The 17969-nt window shown below is 61.1% G+C and carries 17 protein-coding genes and 1 pseudogene; 10 read left to right on the forward strand and 8 right to left on the reverse strand.

All coding sequences use genetic code 11. The features are described from left to right. Window positions 1–19: 19 nt before the first annotated feature. The 4 genes from NF876_RS27235 to NF876_RS27250 are packed head-to-tail and all read left to right on the forward strand — an operon-like array spanning window position 20 to window position 3193. Entirely contained in the window at window positions 20–643 is a 624-nt protein-coding gene (locus NF876_RS27235; RefSeq protein WP_262271489.1) for a DsbA family protein, read from the forward strand. A 47-nt stretch (window positions 644–690) separates the two neighbouring features. Further along, the gene (locus NF876_RS27240; RefSeq protein WP_262271490.1) at window positions 691–1359 is read left to right on the forward strand and encodes a L,D-transpeptidase; all 669 of its coding nucleotides are present in this window, start codon (window positions 691–693) and stop codon (window positions 1357–1359) included. Window positions 1360–1406: 47 nt separating this feature from the next. Next, on the forward strand, window positions 1407–2108 hold the full coding sequence (locus NF876_RS27245; RefSeq protein WP_262271491.1) for a DsbA family protein: 702 nt from the start codon (window positions 1407–1409) through the stop codon (window positions 2106–2108). A 50-nt stretch (window positions 2109–2158) separates the two neighbouring features. Next, complete coding sequence (locus tag NF876_RS27250) at window positions 2159–3193, forward strand: L,D-transpeptidase family protein (protein WP_262271492.1); 1035 nt, start codon at window positions 2159–2161, stop codon at window positions 3191–3193. A gap of 36 nt (window positions 3194–3229) precedes the next feature. Here NF876_RS27250 and NF876_RS27255 read toward each other — a convergent pair whose 3' ends face one another. Then, window positions 3230–3463 carry a DUF6894 family protein gene (locus NF876_RS27255; protein ID WP_262271493.1) on the reverse strand — a complete coding sequence of 78 codons (234 nt, stop codon included), beginning with the start codon at window positions 3461–3463 and terminating at the stop codon, window positions 3230–3232. A gap of 2105 nt (window positions 3464–5568) precedes the next feature. On the opposite strand from NF876_RS27255, the gene NF876_RS27260 reads away from it, so the two are divergent. Further along, entirely contained in the window at window positions 5569–5967 is a 399-nt protein-coding gene (locus NF876_RS27260) for a hypothetical protein (protein ID WP_262271494.1), read from the forward strand. 199 nt (window positions 5968–6166) lie between these two features. Further along, window positions 6167–6532: a hypothetical protein gene (locus tag NF876_RS27265; RefSeq protein WP_262271495.1), complete on the forward strand. Its 366-nt coding sequence runs from the start codon at window positions 6167–6169 to the stop codon at window positions 6530–6532. A 79-nt stretch (window positions 6533–6611) separates the two neighbouring features. Here the strand turns inward: NF876_RS27265 and NF876_RS27270 are convergent. From NF876_RS27270 to NF876_RS27290, 5 genes and pseudogenes are all read right to left on the reverse strand, one after another. Further along, window positions 6612–6848: pseudogene (locus tag NF876_RS27270) on the reverse strand (IS630 family transposase); the annotation flags it as partial. Window positions 6849–7466: 618 nt separating this feature from the next. After that, window positions 7467–8879, reverse strand: coding sequence for a MocR-like pyridoxine biosynthesis transcription factor PdxR (gene pdxR, locus NF876_RS27275; RefSeq protein WP_262271514.1), 1413 nt, complete (start codon window positions 8877–8879; stop codon window positions 7467–7469). Between the two features lie 387 nt (window positions 8880–9266). Beyond that, window positions 9267–10148, reverse strand: coding sequence for a LysR family transcriptional regulator (locus tag NF876_RS27280; protein WP_262271496.1), 882 nt, complete (start codon window positions 10146–10148; stop codon window positions 9267–9269). A 512-nt stretch (window positions 10149–10660) separates the two neighbouring features. Next, window positions 10661–10837, reverse strand: coding sequence for a hypothetical protein (locus tag NF876_RS27285; RefSeq protein WP_262271516.1), 177 nt, complete (start codon window positions 10835–10837; stop codon window positions 10661–10663). Next, window positions 10824–11357, reverse strand: coding sequence for a peroxiredoxin-like family protein (locus NF876_RS27290; RefSeq protein ID WP_262271497.1), 534 nt, complete (start codon window positions 11355–11357; stop codon window positions 10824–10826). Before NF876_RS27290 ends, NF876_RS27285 begins: the two co-directional genes overlap by 14 nt. 481 nt (window positions 11358–11838) lie before the next feature. On the opposite strand from NF876_RS27290, the gene NF876_RS27295 reads away from it, so the two are divergent. Next, window positions 11839–12090, forward strand: coding sequence for a hypothetical protein (locus NF876_RS27295; protein ID WP_262271498.1), 252 nt, complete (start codon window positions 11839–11841; stop codon window positions 12088–12090). Between the two features lie 25 nt (window positions 12091–12115). Then, a complete protein-coding gene (locus NF876_RS27300) occupies window positions 12116–13033 on the forward strand; it encodes an NADP-dependent oxidoreductase (protein ID WP_262271499.1) in 918 nt (305 codons plus the stop codon). Window positions 13034–13540: 507 nt separating this feature from the next. Here NF876_RS27300 and NF876_RS27305 read toward each other — a convergent pair. Continuing rightward, window positions 13541–13999, reverse strand: a complete 459-nt coding sequence (locus NF876_RS27305) for a DUF3788 domain-containing protein (RefSeq protein WP_262271500.1) — start codon at window positions 13997–13999, stop codon at window positions 13541–13543. Window positions 14000–14553: 554 nt separating this feature from the next. Here NF876_RS27305 and gnd point away from each other — a divergent pair. Together gnd and zwf are read left to right on the forward strand one after the other, a co-directional pair. Continuing rightward, a complete protein-coding gene (gene gnd / locus NF876_RS27310; RefSeq protein ID WP_262271501.1) occupies window positions 14554–15549 on the forward strand; it encodes a phosphogluconate dehydrogenase (NAD(+)-dependent, decarboxylating) in 996 nt (331 codons plus the stop codon). After that, window positions 15546–17063 carry a glucose-6-phosphate dehydrogenase gene (gene zwf / locus NF876_RS27315; protein ID WP_262271502.1) on the forward strand — a complete coding sequence of 506 codons (1518 nt, stop codon included), beginning with the start codon at window positions 15546–15548 and terminating at the stop codon, window positions 17061–17063. The genes gnd and zwf overlap by 4 nt, the downstream gene beginning before the upstream one ends. Window positions 17064–17330: 267 nt before the next feature. Here zwf and NF876_RS27320 read toward each other — a convergent pair whose 3' ends face one another. Next, the gene (locus NF876_RS27320; protein ID WP_262271503.1) at window positions 17331–17666 is read right to left on the reverse strand and encodes a hypothetical protein; all 336 of its coding nucleotides are present in this window, start codon (window positions 17664–17666) and stop codon (window positions 17331–17333) included. Window positions 17667–17969: the final 303 nt, after the last annotated feature.

Below are 17969 nucleotides of genomic sequence, written 5' to 3' on the forward strand. Positions count from 1 at the left end.
CGCCCACGGGAGTAACCCGATGCACCACCTCACTAAGTCCCTCCTTGCCGCATGGCTGACGGCTTTGTCCTTCGCCTTCGTCGCGCTTTCCGTCCCGGCCACGGCTCAGGACAAGGGAATCTCCGTCGATGCGATCCTGAACGATCCGCAGGCGCCCGTCGGCGGCAACACGAAGGGCGACGTCACCATCGTGGCGTTCCTCGACTACAACTGCCCCTTCTGCAAGAAGTCGGCCCCGGAACTGGAGAGGCTGGTCAAGGCCGACGGCAGGATCCGGCTCGTCTACAAGGATTGGCCCATCCTCACGCCAGCCTCCTTCCACGGAGCGCAGCTCGCCTCGGCCGCCAAGCACCAGCGCAAGTACGAGGAGGTGCACCACGCCCTGATGGCCATCCCTGGCATGTGGATCGGGAAGGAGAGGATGACCGAGGCGGTCATGACATCCGACGTCGACATGGAGCGCCTGAAGCAGCGCGGCGCCGAGATCCAAGTGCTGGTCCAGCGTAACCTCGACCAGGCGGATACGCTGGGGCTGTCGGGAACGCCGGTCTACCTGATCGGCCTGTTCAAGGCCTCTGGGGCGCTCACCTACGAGCCGTTCCGGCAGGCGGTCGCTGACGCCCGAGCACGGGGCAAGCAGTGAGACGCCACTCCTCCTCCGACGCCCATTCCCCCTCCGACAGGAATTCCATGTTCAAGTTCACACGGCTCATCGGCCTTTTCCGCGCGCTCGTCCTGATCCTGCCGGCCGCGCTGGCTGCCTGCAACACCACGGCCGCACCGCCGCCACCGACGGCTGCGGCACCCGCTGTCGATCCGGTCACGGCCGAGCGCTATGCCGCGGTAAACACCGACAAGTATCCGGTGCCCGGTGTCGATCCCACCACGCTCAAGCCGCGCAACGTGCGTCAGCTCGTGGACTACGCGACCAGCGAGAGGCCGGGCACCATCGTGGTCGATACGAACGCACGCTTCATCTACCTCGTGCAGGAGGGCGGCAAGGCGCTGCGTTACGGCGTCGGCGTCGGCAAGGAAGGGCTGGAGTTTAAGGGCACGGCGACCGTGAACCACAAGGCGCAGTGGCCGCGCTGGACGCCGACGCCCGACATGATCAGGCGCGAGCCGGAGCGCTACAGGAAATGGGCCGGGGGTATGGACGGCGGCACGGACAATCCTCTCGGCGCCCGCGCGCTGTACCTGTTCAAGGACGGCAAGGACACGCTCTACCGCATCCACGGTACCAACGAGCCGGAAACCATCGGCGAAGCCGTGTCCTCCGGCTGCATCCGGATGATGAACCAGGACGTGATCGACCTCTACAGTCGCGTCCCGGCGGGCAGCAAGGTGGTCGTCCTGTGACCGCCACTGGTGCATTTCTCCACCGTGAACTTGATAGGAATGACATGATGACCTTCGACCGCCGCCGGATCATCCAAGGCGCCGCGCTCGGTCTTCTGGCCCCTTCATCCTTCAAGGCTGCCCAGGCACAAAGCGGGGAGGTCTCGTTCCCGCTGAAGGGTGATGACGGCAAGCCTGTGCCCAACGCACGTCTGCTGGTCGAGCTGACTGGCGAGATCGAGCACCTGCCCAGCGTGATCTGGGTCGGCTCGAACAGCACCGCCGTCACGCTCTATGAGTTCTACGACTACAACTGCCCCTACTGCCGGGTGGCCGTGAAGGACCTGCACGCTCTCGTGAGGAAGACGCCGGAACTCCGCCTCGGGCTGATCGACAACGCCATCCTGTCCCTCGCGTCGATGCAGGCCACGAAGGTGGAGCTCGCGCTTTTCCTGCTGAAGGGACCGACCGTGACCTACGAGTTCCACCAGCGCCTGTTCGCCATGCCGGGCACGAACGACGGCACACGGGCGCTCAAGGTCGCCGAGGACCTCGGTGTCCCGCGACGCCAGATCGAGCCCATAGCCGACAGCGAGACGGCCGGCGGAATGCTGCGCGAACAGATCCAGCTCGCGGCCAATCTCGGCCTGGCGGCGACGCCGTCCTTCGTGGCGGGCGGCGTGGGTGTGCTTGGCTATCCCGGCCCCAAGGCCATCGGTGGGATCGTCGCTGCCCTCGACCGATGTGGGGAAGTCGTCTGCCCGGCCTGAACACGGCGCGTCCAACCAGACTTCAGCAACCAAATTTTCGTGGAATGCGGATGAACTCAGCGCGTGGTGTTTTGAGCGGAGTGATCCTTGTCGCGGCCCTGGCGGGATGTGTGACGGTTGGTGATCAGAAACACCTCCGTCCCGTGCCGCCGAAGCTCGTCGCCAGCATGCAGGCGAAGGGGATGTCGGTCGCCGATCCGATCCTCATCCGGGTCTTCAAGAAGGAGGCGGAGCTGGAGGTCTGGAAGCGCAACGCGTCTGGTCAGTATGGGCTTCTCAAGACCTACCCGGTCTGCCGCTGGTCGGGGCAGCTCGGGCCGAAGATGGAGGAGGGTGACCGGCAGACGCCCGAGGGATTCTACACCGTGCGGGCGGGCCAGATGAACCCGAACTCTGCCTTCTACCTGTCCTTCGATCTGGGCTTCCCGAACGAGCTAGACCGGGCTCTCGGCCGGACGGGCTCGGCGCTGATGATCCACGGCGCCTGCTCGTCCTCGGGCTGCTTTGCCATGACGGATGACGGCGCCGGCGAGCTCTTTGCCTTGGCGCGGGAGGCCATGCGGGGAGGGCAGGAGGGCTTCCAGGTTCAATCCTTCCCCTTCCGCATGACGCCGGAGAATCTGGCCGAGCACCGGGCCAGCCCGCATATCGCGTTCTGGCGCAACCTGAAGGAGGGCTCGGATCACTTCGAGGCGACCCGCCGGCCTCCGAAGGTTGCGAGCTGTGGCCGACGCTACGTGTTCAATGCCAGCCCGAACGATCCCAGTGCGCGGTTCTACGCCGGGGCTGCCTGCCCCACGTACACGGTCGAGGCGGGAGCCGCCATGATGGTGACGGCCAAGCGGGAGAGGGACGAGGCTCGCATCAATGATATCGTTGCCTCGGGTCGGGCGGCCGTGAGTTACACCTATCTCGACGGATCCATGCATCCGAGCTTCCGCGAGATCCTGCTTCGCTCGGGACCGACCCGATTACAGGCCATGACGTCGGGCCCGGTGGAGGTCGGACGCCCGGAGGCGGCCCTGGCTGAACCGAAGGTCACGCCAGCCGGACCTGACGAGCGGGCTGAAGGTGTCGCTCGGTAGGGGCTGGTTGATGACGTCGTTGGCTCGCGGGCCAGTTCAATGTTCGAAACTGCTCATCGCCGACGGATTTTCGCAGGCATCGAGCCGGATCGAGAAAAGGACGGCGTCCGTTGCGTCGGTCGCCACCAGCTCCCAGCCCTCCCAGGCGCCAGCGGGAGGATCCTCCCGTCGCAACTCGTCGATGGCCTGGAGGCCTTGGTCGCGTGCGTGCCGGAGGTCGGCAACGACGACGCCTTCCGTGTCGCGGATTGCATCGGATTCCCGGATCAAGTGAAAGTAGCACCCATTGACGCTAACGATTTCTCTGACGTACGCCTCGGCCTCGTCGGCTTGGCGGCGTTGACATGTAGGGATTGACCATTGGCCCTGAAGGTCATGTGCCGGTCACTTGATCGGAATGATTCCCAGGGATGCCGTAGGCATCGGCGATGACTTCGGTCGAGCAATGGATGGCCCGGGGCGAATGCCCGTGGTTCAGCAACATGAGTTCGTCGGCGCCCAGGTGTTGCTGCTAGGCGTTCAACTGCCCCACGACCTGCGCGCCGGTGCCGCTCATGATCTTGGCGTTTCACATCTCGATCATCTCCCGCTCGGTCAGACGGCGAGTACGGATAGGCCTCGGCCTCCTCAGGGGTGGGAACGACTAAGAACTTCAGCTTGGACATTCGCATCATGGGGTGGGAATAGTCCCATCACTGGCGCCGCACCTCGCGTTCGCCGTCCGCGGCGAGGACGCCGAAACTGGTCATGACCTAGGAACGGTCGAGCACGGCCGAGGGCCTGAACTTCTGGCGGTAAAGGGTTAGGGCGAGGCCGTTCACACGCACATCGTCTGCTATGCTGACGACTTTGTCACTCTCAGCCGTGGCCGCGCGGGTGACGCCCTGACCTGGGCGAAGGAGGCCATGACGAAGCTCGGCCGACGCTCAACGAAACGATAGCCTCGTTGAGGGGCGTTGGTATCTGGATACAGCCCCATCCAAGAACAGCCTACAGCACACAAGCTGAAGGCCAGCGAACTGTTGACGCCAGGCGGCAAGGGTATCCGGGCGGACGTGCGGACGCGATTGAACCGCCTGTTGGGCAGTCGGTCGACGTACTTCGCCTACAGGGCTATGGCGCCAGCGTACGGGACCATTGTTCGCCATGTCTATGGTCCATAGGCAACTTCCTCCGTTAGCGGCACAAGGTATAAGGCCGCGGCGCGGAGCAGTCCTCTCGTGAGTAGGTTTACGGCAGCTGGGCGTGCGGCGCCTCCGGCGCAGGCACCTGCAGTCATCGCCGTGAACCTGACGATGAAGCCCGGTGGAAGGCCGGATGCGGGAAATCGGCACTTCCGGTTTGATGAGCTGGGAAGGGAAACGGAGCGTACTCTGATGCGTCACCGCGCCCTACCTCGACCCTACAGTTCAACGGCCGCAAGCGCCATCTGCTCGTTGATACGCGAGGCACTGCGCTGAGGACTAAGGTGCATCTAACCGGCCTTCACGACTGCGCAGGAGTGGAGTTGCTGCTGTTATTGAGACGGCGTGGGTGATCTTGAACTCTGCGAGGTCGTTGGCTGGCTATCCAATCCTATCTATGGTCGCCGATCTTTCAACTGCACCCAAGCCGTCTCAGTAGGTCTGCAAAAGCTGTTTCCGGCCGTCGAGCTGATATGGACCCACACAGGCTATCGCGGGTTGATGGATTAGGCCTAGTACTTTTGGTTGGAGGCTGTCGATCACGCAGCTTTGGTCGGCTGGATATGCGGTCTGGATGAAGGCTGGATCCGAGCCGCCACGCGCCCGAGCGGTTTCTAGGTGCTTCCGCGCAGGTGGGTGATCGAGCGGACAATCGCTCGGTTGACCACCAACCCGCGGCTGGACAAGAGCGACGAACGCCTGTCGAGACCGGCTAGACGCTGTTCGATCTCACCTCGAGCCGCATCCTGCTCCCGCAATTCAACTGCAAAGACCAAAGATAATTGCTCACCGGCCCCTGAGCCGGGACGTTCTGTTTGAGCCATCCGCCGAACCAAGAAACATCGCTGGGACTGTGCGGATGAGGCCACTCAGACGTCTCCGCCCACGCACTCTCGGCCAAGGTGCTGGCTCGGCAAAGCACAATGACCAAGCCCTTACGTCGACTATCTGCGATCCGCGCAAGACGCGCTTCCGGTTGCAAGAAATGAACCGATCGCAGGTTAAGTCGGCCACGGCATAATGCAAGAACGCCAATCCAAAGTATAGGCCTCCTGTACTTTCCGGTTACCGACGTAGATGCACGTCTGATGGAAATCAGTCCGCTGTAAGTATTAACTTACTAATATTGAATGGCCCCGTGGAAATTCTACCTGATCTTCCGGAGCAATAATTTGGTATCAGGAGGTCGCGATGAGTACAACCAATCAGGAACACAGCCTACTCGTCAATACCAACCCGCTGGTTCTGGAATTGCTCGCGCAGGAACTTCGGGCTGAGCATTTCGACGTCGTGGCGACCGGGCCTGGAGAGCAGGCGTTCCACTCCCTGAGCGACTGGCTCTTTAGCCGTGCCAGTCTGCCGGGCATGATCGATGGCTGGATTCTCGCCGATGAGTATCACGACAACCATCCCGATCTAGCTGCCGTGCTGGCCGCCTCGCAGGCGAGGGACTCGGCCCAAGGGTACATCGTGCACGAGGATCCGTCGCCGGCTGCCGTGCTCTACGCCCTGAGGGGCATCACGGCCCAGCACCACGCGTCGGAGATGCCGAGCCAAGCCGAACGCGAAGAGATGCCACTCGCCGCGTAGAGGATTACGGCGCCAAGCAGTGCTGGAGATTAACGCGCGTTCAATTCGGATTCCACACCATCGGCCGTGTGCTGATCGAGCCTGCTGCACAGGGCCAGAGGCTGCTAAGCCATGCTACACATATCCAACACCGAACCAAAGGTCGCTTTAGCCGTGCTGGCAATCCGAGGTCCCACATCTGGAAGTATTGACAATGTTAATGAACGCATTCGCGAGGCAAGCTTGTGTCGATTACCACCTGTCCTCCGGCGTTCGCGCCGATGAGATCGAACAGGTCATCATCCGGGCCTATATCCGGCTCGTGTCTCAGGATGTGGATACAGACAACTCGCGACCCATCGTGGTGCGAATCGGACCTCTCGACGTCCACCTGAGCGATATTCGTCCCAAGGACGTAGCCTTCGGCCTGCCGCCATTCTGGATCGAGGTCTTCGATGGGGTGAGGCAGGCTTCCATCGACAGCATCGGATTCCTTGAGCTGGACGATGCTGAGCTAGCTTCCGCTGTCGAGATGATCGTGAGTGCCACAGGAAGCCGGCAGTCGATGATCCCGCCGTCCGGCTGACCCGCGACCTCGACCGACCGCTGACCCGTCACTCTAAAAGCTAGGAGGACATCATCACATTAGCTAGAGCACCGGCGGTTCAGACGAATCCATAGCCCGCGGCGGTGAAGTAGTTGCGGCATTCCTCTGCCTTGACCCGAACGCAAATTCCACCAACGGCCCGCCAGAGCGCGTCAAAGGTGCGGGCTTCGGCTTTGCGCAGGAGCGCCTTGATCTTGGCGAAGAGTTGCTCAATAGGATTCCTGTCCGGACTGTACGAGAGCAGGAACAGGAACCAGGCGCCGCGTTGCTCCAGAAACTGTGCGGCTTTCTCACTCTTGTGCCAGGAGCTGACGCGGCGTCATCGCGGTGCCGGATGCTGAACTCAAGGAGATCGACTTCTTTGTAAAATGACCCTGCGAGGTCAGCGAAGGAAATCACCTCTGGCCATCGAGTCCATAGACGATCGTTATTGCCGCGCGGTGTGATGCTGTAGCGCGTCATGCAGCAACCTGCATGCCACCTGAAGACGACCTTTCGGCATAAAGAGAGTTCGGCGCCGCGTTCAGGCGCTGACATCGCACCCATTGCAGCCGCTGCTCACGCTGTTGGGCGGCGAAGTTCGCGCCGTGACCCTGGCAGATGCTCGCACAGGGTGGGCGAAGCCGGCAAGAAGCCCGCACGCCACTCTGGGTCATTCATGATCCGCATAAATAACTCAAATGCATTTTCCCGATCTAGCGCCGGATGGCGGGACTTTTCATTTGCACGACGAAGCATTCGAAGGCCCACCGGGAGGTGCCCAGACTTCGCGCCTCGCATGCCGTTCGTGGCACTCCGATATAGGTCGTCATGCCTCTCGTCCGGCGCAGAGCCGAGCGGGCCTCTTCAGATCACCCCCGCGCAACCGAAAAGAACGGTTTGATCGAGAGCCAATGATGCGACCGCAAACCTCTCAACCGAGCCGACGGATTACTTCGAATAGGCGGTCGCAGGATCGAGCCAAATGTTTCGTTGGCGTGGTTGCAAGTCCAAGCAGCAACCCGGACTCGACTTCATCAGCCGCTACATACCAGGCTGAAAGGGGTGACGGAGACATGCCGAATGCCGAGACTCCACGAGCTATAGCTATGTCCGAAGTTCCCTTGGGAAGTTTCAGCAGTACGGCGAGGCCGGGCGTGGAAACCTGATCGGCGCCGATCGCACTGTGAAGGCAATCTAACAACGCTTGACGCTTGGAGGCATAGACGCGTTTCGCGCGGCGGAGGTGGCGTATGTAGTGGCCCTCGCGCATGAACTCGGCGGTCGCGACCTGCACCGCGGGGCACGGTGCTGGCGCGAGACATGCCGCCACATCAGCGAACCGGGAGGCGAGTTCGAGCGGCGCGATCAGAAAGCCCAGCCGAATTGTCGGACTTATCGTCTTGCTAAAGGACCCAATGTGGATGACCCGCCCATCCCGGTCGAGCGAGGCGAGCGCAGGTGCGGCCCTGCCCGAGAGCTGTAGCTCGCTCAAATAGTCGTCCTCGATCACCCAAACTTGGTTCGCGGAGGCCCATTCGAGCAGTCGCACGCGCCTGTCGGGCGACAAGGTGGGGCCGAGAGGTGCCTGCTGCCCAGGTGTTACAAGTACGAGCTTCGCGCCAGGATGATGGAACATGCCATAATCTACATTAATCCCATCAGCATCGACCGGGATCGGAGCAAGGGACAAGCGCGCGAGCGCAAGTCCTCTTCTGGTCCAGGCCAATCCTGGGTTTTCGATCCAGGCCGTTTGTCCGGCGAGGCCCAAAACGTTTAGCGCCAAGCCGAGCCCTGCACAAAAGCCACCTGTGATCATGATCTGCGATGGCGAGCAGGTGATGCCTCGAGCGACAGCTAAATAGCTTGCGATCTCCCTCCTCAGCTCGAGCTCGCCGCGCGGGTCAGGATAGAGAGGAGGAACAGTCGCCTCGGCGCGAACTGCGCGCGCCCGAATGCGAGCGAACAGCGTCGCCGGAAAGGTCTCGGGTGCCGGCACGCCCATCTGGAAGAACGCAGGTCCGCGCGTTCTCTCTAGGTAGGTCCTCATAAACGAGCCTGCGTCCGGCGGCTCCTTACTCCTGACGGGGGCCCGGGACCGCTGGGCGACCCGTGTGCCAGTAGCTCGCGAGGCCTCGACCAACTGGGCCGCAGCCAGCTTCTCGTATGCGGCCCGCACCGTACCGCGCGCGACCCCAAGTTGGGCAGCGAGATCCTGCCATGACGGCAAGCGCGCGCCGGGCGCGAGCACTCCATCTTCGATAGCTGTGGCTATTCCCTTTCGGATCTGCTCCGCCAAAGGTATTTTTGCAGCACGTTTTAGATTCAGATTCAGCGACTTGCTCATTCCGCCGTAGTATGCGATTTCTCCCAATTCTTGGTACTTCCTTTTGGCCCGGCCGCAGGTAGTTTGGACCGCCAAAAGGGAGGACCCCATGAGCGCCCGCTCCACAATGGCGGCTGCCGGCACCGCCTTGGCTTTGGCTTTGGCGATTACCAGATCTGAGTCTGAGCGTCCATCCTGTCAGCGGGTCCCGCCTTGCGATATACAAGAGAGGAACGGATGATGGGCTTCTCGATTCCGTCCACTGGTTTGGTTGACTACGCAGGTCGTTAGCAGTGCAAAAGCAAGTCTCAGAGTCCGGGCGGAGATGACTGTACGGCATCCGCTCGAACCGGAGTGTTCAGCAACTATAGCTATCATATCTATAACCGCGAAGCCCGCTCCACGGACTCAGCATCGAAGCTCTCCGACAAGGAAGTCTGTGAATGCCCGCGCAGCAGGCTTGATGATCCTCCCTGCAACGAACAACGCATTGACTTCCAACGAACCGAAGTCCCAGTCGGCCAGAATACGAATGAGTTCGCCGCTTTCTAACTCAGCCTTCGCACTCTGGAGGCTTACGGCCACGATACCTAGCCCTGCTTTTGCACTGGCGATGGCACCTTCAATGATCGTTACCACCAATCGACTTTGCACACGGACGGATGCAACACGCCCTTCCTTGCGAAACGAGAACGTCGGCGATTCATGGGCGGGGCCAATGATCACTGCATGGTGAGCAAGGTCTGACGGCTTCATCGGCGTGCCGTGCTTCTCAAGATAGAGAGGAGAGGCTGCGAGAACGCGCGGGACGTCAATCACCTTTCTCGCTGTCGCGCTTGAGTCAGGCAGGTTTCCGAATCGGAAGGCAACGTCGATGCCCTCGGTGACCAGATCCTGATACCGATCGTTAGACAACAACTCGACACGAAGCGCCGGATGCGCTGAAAAAAACTTTGGCAGCCTGGGTGTGATCTCGCGAAGCAAGAAGCTCGACGAGGTTCCTACCCGAAGCACTCCTCGCAGTTCTCCGGTGCCGCGAGCTTCATGGTCGGCCTCCTCAAGTGAGGTCAAGATCGCTTCCACGCGCGTCAAGTAGGTCGCCCCAGCGTCTGTCAGCGTGACTGCGCGAGTTGTCCGCCTGAACAGTGTCGCACCGACGTCAGCCTCCAAGGCCGCGATCAGACGTGAGGCCGACGGCTGAGAGAGCCCGAGCTCGCGGCCTGCGCTCGAAAAGCTCCCGACCCGAGCTGCGCGGGCGAAGAGTTTTAATGCTGTAAGTCGGTCGTTCATTGCTACGCGCTGTCCGGCACCATCGTTTCGGCCATGCGAGTAGCGCTCTCCGCCGCATTGAAAGAGCTGCCGCTTGCCTCTGAGGCCGATACCAGAGCAGGCCTTCTTATCTCAACCACATTCGCAATGAGGTCGCAGGTGTGCATCTCGAGACCACAGGCACAGTTGTTCGTATGCGGGTCCCGCAAAGAGCCAACGTCCGCCGGCTCGGCCGGAAGACCGCTCTGCATGGCATATCCATAGCCTTCCCCGAGCGCCTCGGGTGCGCCGAGGACGCCTTGGCTGCAGTTGAATTTTGCCGTCATAGCTCTGGTTGGTATGGCTTTACTTTAGAGGAGTGGTGAACACCTTGTCGTCGGAGCCGGCGACGACCGCGAGCGACTTCCCCGGCCTGCTCTCACTAGCGTTGCTGCTGACCGCATGGACTACTCCGAGCGGCTCCGACTCGCGCTTACCTGCGCTGTAGATGCGTGCGTCGCCGTCATTTACCTTCGACTCAGTGGGGTCGGGAGTCACGTAGCCGTCGTTGAAGGCAGACCTTGCATCGGTATGCGGGACGGGAGCTGCCCCGATGCATATTCGACCTTTAACGCAAGCAGCGACTTGTCAGGAATGTTCGGAATGCCCTTTTCGAGTTCTGGCGGCGCTGTCTTGGTTTTGCTGTTCTGCGCCGAGTCAGAGAGGGCCATCATACTCGCCACGCGCTGGATAGTCCTTGGCGAGGGCGATATCGATCGCCTGAAGCAATTCCGAGAACAGCGGACGTGCGAATGGCATTGTTTGAACCGCGCCGTAGTACAAGGTGCCGTCCGGTTTGACGAGGAATATGCCCGGCTCGGAAAATAGCGGCGGCTCCTCGATATTAATAGATGTCCTTCCACGTGACGACGAGATATAGAGCCCCCATTGGCGAGCAACCGCGAGTGGCAGCGAATGTCCAAATCGCAAATTCGGGCCGACCTTGTCTGCCATTTGCTGGGCCCGCTCGTGAACGTCAGAGCTGACGGCGATGACCTTGGTGCCGCGACGCTCATATTCAGGAATTAGCGATTCCAGGTCGCGCAGATACTTGAGGCAGACCGGGCAATGGAGCCCGCGGTAAAAGCACACCAACGTGAATAGCATTGGCGCGTTCGCCGCAAGATCAAAGTCTCCGTGATCAAGTGTCGGCACGCGCAGTTCGGGAACCGGCCGGCGGGGCATCAGCATTCACTTCTCCATAGTTATTGCTTAACTGCGTCAGGAGTTCCAGCACAGGCCGGTGACATGCAGTTGCGTGATTCGAGTCGTCAAATTACCTTCGGTCCAGACCTTGATCGTCACGTGCGGCGGGTGTAAGCGCCCGCAATCTATCGAGTCCCAAGTTAAGCCTCTCCGGTTGAGAGTACGTTGGCAGCTCTTCATTACGAAATGTCCGATCGTTATGATTTCCATTCCCGCGAGGTATGGTGTCGGTAGCGTCGGCGTCCTCTTGGAGCACAGGCTCGAGACAGCCCTGTGCTGCCCGAGCAAGTCAATTCGCGACCAAATGTAACTCAAGTCAGCCGGAACGATAGGCCGGTGAACACCTCCTCTCGGTCGCCGAAATATCCGCTTGAGCGGGTCCTCGCAGGGGGCAACGCCGCACTCTCGCCGCCGCGAGGGGCTTCAGCACGGCCCCCACACCGGCACTGCGCGTTCGAGGCGAGCGATGACAGGCTTAAATCTGCCGCAAACGGCTTCCGCGGCGAACCGATGCGCAGTTGAGCGACGCTGGCGCCGTCTCGAAAACATCACTTCCGACCCAGTAACACTTCGCTTCGGCGTGGGAATCGACTTTTTGTGCCGCACCTTTGGCTTCGGGTGCTGCGTCGAGGGCATCGACTCTATTGCCACAGGTCATTGGATTATCGAGTTTCGCCATCTTACGTTTTTCTTCGCGGCGCAGGAATTCGGAAGATGACCGACGGCACCGAAGGAGGCGGACAATGAAGGCAATCGTTGTGACGGACCAGGCTGCGGGAGCGGCCGGGATGACGCTGGCGGAGCGCCCTGAGCCGCGGGCAGCGATCAACGACGTCATCATTGAGGTTCATGCCTCTGGATTTACCTCGGGTGAGCTGACGTGGCCCTCGACCTGGACTGATCGCCTTGGCCGTGAACGCACGCCGGTGATCCCTGGGCAAGAACTGGCCGGAGTGGTCACGGCCCTCGGCTATGGCACGACGGGCCTGTCGGTCGGACAGCGGGTATTCGGCCTCACGGACTCGTATCGGAGCGGCACCCTGGCGGAGTATGTGGCTATCGAAGCGCGCAACCTCGCGCCCCTGCCGGGGGACGTCAGCTTCACGGTGGGCGCGAGCGTAGCGATGCCGGGCCTGACCGCCTGGCAGGGCCTGGTCGTGCACGGCCGCGTTCGGCCGGGTCAGAGGGTTATTGCGCATGGCGCGGCCGGCGCAGTCGGATCAATGGTGACGCAGCTCGCACGCGAGTTCGGCGCCTATGTCATTGGTACCGGACGCGGTGCCGACCGTCAGAAGGCGCTCGACTTCGGCGCACAAGAGTTTGTCGACCTCGACAACGAGGCACTGGAAGACGTCGCACCAGTCGATCTGGTGTTCGATGTGATCGGCGGCGCCATCGGGATCCGGTCCGCGCGCTTGATCCGAGCCGGAGGGATGCTGGTGACCATCGCCGGGCCGACCGAGGCACGGCCGGCTGATGGCCTGACGATCGATTTCGTTGTCCTGCCTGATCGTAGCCAGCTGGGTGAGATCGTCCATCGGGTGCGGGATGGACGCCTGCGGACAAATATCGGCGTCGTCTCAACCCTCGACGAGGCCATCGCCGCCTTTAACCCAGCCAAGCGGCACCCGGGGAAGACGATCATTCGCGTTCGCCCATGAGGAGGTGAGGAGGGCGAGCGGTTTCGCTCTCCTCGTGGATCAACGTCGCCAGCGCCGCAGCGTGAGCCGGGAATTTGGAGCGGAACCAGCCCGCAGCAACCAAGATTGAACCGTGAGAGCGCCTTCGCGAGCTTACCTCTTACGGCGTAGAGGGGACTGGCTGTAAACGGATCGCCCGGCCCGTCGAAACGATGTTCGTCCCAAACTGCCGCAGCCTCGGTCAGCTCGTTTCAGTCCGGCGTGAAGCGCTTATGATGGGATCGAACGTAGCCAGTATATTTTCGGGCGGAATCGGACTTTCGAGTGTCGCCGGATTTCGATCTTGGTTGAGAACTTTGCGCGAAGACGCTGCTTGTTACCGATCTGGTAGTTTGTCACTACGGGGATAGTCGGAGCATTGTCGGTCATGAAAGCACCAAGAAAATGGCACTGTCGCAAAACTCTTGAGTTCGCCCGTATTGATGCACAGACTTTCGCAGCGCCCGATAATTAGGACTCTCGCGCCATTCAATCGCGTGACCGTGGGGGAGGGCGCTTCATGGTCAAAAGCTCCGTCACATCGTGCCGATCATCTGCGGATGAGACGGTAACGTTCAGCCATTTTCCGTCAGGGTATGTTCGGGCTTCATCGTAGAGCTGGACCACTTGCCGGGGCCAGCCATAACGCCGCGCCTCAAACTTCTCTCGTTCTGCTGTCCCCAAAACCACTACGACCGAAAACAGCCTGTATTCCGGCACGAAGGTGCAGAGTGCCCTGGACTTCTTGTATCGCAAGGACCAACCGCGGTTCTTGCCTCTATAGAGCCAATCCGGTGCGAAAACACCGGGGTAGCATGCCTCAATCCAATTCCGCAGCTCGGCCCAATGTTTGAATGCGTCTGGCCCGATCCAGTCACGGACAGTCCGGTCATCGGGCGGGGCTGATTTGTCGGTCATCCTGTCACCAATCTGGGGAGACTGTTCCATGCCGCTTTCCTCTCACCGCAACTCTATTCCGTGTTCTTCGGAAGACTTAGTCGCCTTGCACCTTGACGTTGCGCAAGGGGCTTGTGCGCAAGCGGTTTGTCGCAAAATTCACTGGCTTTGAATCGGTGCCACGCGTGATGTTTCTTCCGTCCTCGGCTCGGTATTGAGACGTACGCGAGTTGCTCGTCAAAGCAGAAAGCCAAGCCGCGGACTCGCGGACACGGAATCTGGACCCCCGGCACGTTCTTGCAGGACAGGCGCAGGCTCGCTCACTTGCCCTTGAGCCGGGTCTGTTCAGCGCGACGCGTGGCGTCCAGCTTGCGCGGCCGGGCTAATCCTCTCCACGCGCAGGCATGGATAATCTCATTCGTAGGTTGTCCCATGGTAACGCGCCAAATGAAGGCAAGTGTTCCGCGGGTGGACAACCGATCCGACGATCCTAAGTTTTGCGCTAGGCTGACAGGCGCAACCGATCTCCTCTGTGACACGAAGCAAGCACCGGAGGCGTCAATGCGAAACCTTGCGTTTTTACGACAAATATTCGGAGATGAATGATGCAATTGGGAATGGTGGGCCTCGGCCGGATGGGCGGAAACATCGTCCGGCGCCTCATGCAAGCGGGACACACTGCCGTCGTGTACGACCGCAGTCCGGAAGCAGCCGGAAGCTTGGTGGATGAGGGTGCTACCGGAGCATCGGGCCTTGAGGATCTCGTCGCTAGGTTGGGGGCCCCGCGGAACGTCTGGGTCATGTTGCCGGCGGGTGAGATCACCGAGACAGCCATCCAGCAGCTTGCCGACCTTCTCGACAGGGGAGACACCATCATCGACGGTGGCAATACCTTCTGGCAGGACGACGTGCGGCGAGCGGAGGAACTCCGCAGCCGTGGCCTGCACTACATCGACGTGGGCACCAGCGGCGGCGTATGGGGGCTCGAACGCGGGTATTGCCTGATGATCGGCGGGGAGGCAGCCGCCGTCGAACGGCTGGACCCGATCTTTGCCTCCCTGGCTCCCGGCCGTGGCGACCTGCCGGGCACGCTCGGCCGGGAAGGACGTGACCTCCGGGCAGAGCAGGGCTACATCCATGCCGGGCCGAGCGGGGCCGGCCACTTCGTCAAGATGATACACAACGGCATCGAGTATGGGCTGATGCAGGCCTATGCCGAAGGCTTCGATATCCTGCGAAACGCATCAAGCCCAGCTCTGCGTCCTGAACATCGTTTCGAGTTCAATGTCGCCGACGTGGCCGAAGTCTGGCGGCGGGGAAGCGTGATTACCTCCTGGCTGCTGGATCTCACCGCAGCCGCCTTGGCCGAAGATGAGCACCTCAGTATCTATTCAGGTTATGTGGAGGATTCCGGCGAAGGACGCTGGACCATCCAGGCCGCGATCAACGAGGCAGTCCCCGCCGAGGTTCTCTCTGCGGCACTCTATGCACGCTTCCGCTCACGCCAGGAGCATACCTTTGCCGAGAAAATCCTCTCGGCCATGCGCAAGGGCTTCGGCGGTCATATCGAGGCCAGGAAGCCGGAAGGAGCCCGCTCATGACGCAGGCGTCTCGCGCGGCCGCCGCCGACCCATGCTGCTTTGTGATCTTCGGTGCGTCCGGTGATCTGACGAGTCGACTGCTCCTGCCGGCTCTCTACAACCTGGCGGCCACGGGCCTGCTGCCGGAGCGCTTCGCCATTGTCGGGGTAGCGCGCAGTCCTCAGACCCACGAGCAGTTCCGTCAACACCTGCTCGAAGACCTCCAAACTCATGCGACGCGCGAGGTTTGCCCCGAGCTGGCACAAAGGCTCGTGGCTCACGCTGCCTACGTGTCCGGGAGCATTGACGATGCTGAAACCTTTGTCAGGCTCAGGACGGTCCTGGAAGATGTCGAAGCGGCTGCCGGCACAGGAGGCAACCGTCTGTTCTACCTTGCCATGCCGCCGGACACCTTCGAACCCATCGCACGTGAGCTGGCGAGGGCTGGCCTGTCCCAGGAGGGCGGCTCAGGGACACCATGGCGGCGGGTGGTCGTCGAGAAGCCCTTCGGAACAGATTTGAACTCCGCACGCGCGCTGAACCGCGCGTTGCTGGAGGTTCTCACCGAAGATCAGATCTATCGCATCGATCATTACCTCGGCAAGGAGACGGTTCAGAACATCCTGCTCCTGCGCTTTGCGAATGGACTGTTCGAACCGATCTGGAACCGCAATCATATCGATCATGTGCAGATTACTGTAGCCGAGACCGTCAATGTCGAGCGGCGAGGGCGCTTCTACGACAGGACGGGAGCCTTGCGCGACATGGTCCCCAACCACCTGTTTCAGCTTCTGGCCCTGATCGCGATGGAGCCGCCGGCCCGCTTTGAAGCCGACAGGGTTCGCAACGCCAAGGCAGAGGCGCTGGCGGCGATCCGGATTCCAAACGAGGCTGAGGCGCTCGCGAACTCGGTGCGCGGACAGTACCGGGCAGGGCGGGTCAATGACGAACCGGTCGTTGCCTACCGGGAGGCCGAGCATGTGTCGTCCAGCAGCGTCACGGAGACCTACGCGGCCCTCCGGCTGGAGGTCGACAACTGGCGCTGGGCCGGGGTGCCGTTCTACCTGAGGACCGGGAAAGCCCTGTCGGCGCGTCGGACCGAAGTGGCGATCAAGTTCAAGCAGGCTCCGATCTCGATGTTTGAGCAAACCTCCGTGGACTGGCTAGGGCAGAATTTCCTTGTTCTACGGATCCAGCCCAACGAGGGAATCACGTTACGCTTCAATGCCAAAGTGCCGGGGCCAGTGCTTGCGGCAGAGAGTGTCGACATGACATTCAAGTACAAGGATCATTTCGATGTTGCTCCGAGCACGGGCTACGAAACGCTGATCTACGACTGCATGACGGGCGACGCTCTGCACTTCCAGCGGGCTGATGGAGTGGAAGCCGGTTGGGCTGTGGTGCAGCCGTTCCTCGATGCCTGGTCGAGAGCAGGTGCGAAAGGGCTGGAGTTCTATCCAGCCGGCTCGTCCGGTCCCGAGGAGGCGGGTTTCCTGCTGGCCCGGGATGGCCGCCGCTGGAGAATGATCAAATAACAAGAGCTAATTTACAGGGTCGCCTGATGATCATGGAATGCAGACCTCAGAACCTCCCTTCGTGCGGTCGGAAAGCGAGTGCTGACACAAGACCAATATGATCAAGGCACGGGACACTGCCATCCCACTCTCGGCCTCCCTAGCCGCGATCTGTATTGCTGCGCAACGTTGATACATTGATTCCAGACAGCCTAAGAGAACAGCCACTGGAACGGGATACTGCGATGATCAACCCCCTGAAAATCCGATGATTGAGCGCCACTTTTTCTAGACGGGCGAGCCAAGCTTCGCCGAGGTGCTCACGAGATCCACGTCGGTACCTTCCGTGATAGGTGCGACGATCAGGAAGAGCTCCGGAAATTCGGTTTTTCGTGTGCGGCGCGATCGCAAGCCAGATTCGCTCGCTATCATCTTCCGAAAATCCGTGTCTCCCCGGAGATCACGTGCGGCGTTTGCGCCACCCACCTCGTAACGCAAGTGGCTTTCTCCATAATCTGCCGCCAAGCGGAAATCATGCAACATAGCCGCGACGCAGAGAATTTCCGGGACAAAAATCAGGCCCTTGCGCTCGCCTGCCAAGGCCGCCCAATATTTGGCGCGCATAGAGCGCTAAACAGAAAACCGCTCTCGGTCCTGCGAACAAGCTGAGCTGCGTCGCGCACCAATCGGCTATCGGGAACTCATTTTCCAGAAACCTCGCGGTAGCCGTCGGCACGGGATGATCGGATGCAGGCGGGAGCGTATCGGCCCCACCGTCCAGCGTCGAGGGTTCCCAGCAACCACGAAGGCGCGAGCGGCAGTGAAGATGCCGTGGATCTTCAAGGCTCCTCTCCAACTTTCTAGCTGAATATGGCTCATGCCGGCCCAGATCGCCTCTGCACCGGCTCGTCGGCACGGCGGTCCGAG

The sequence above is a fragment of the Microvirga yunnanensis genome, from assembly GCF_025460875.1.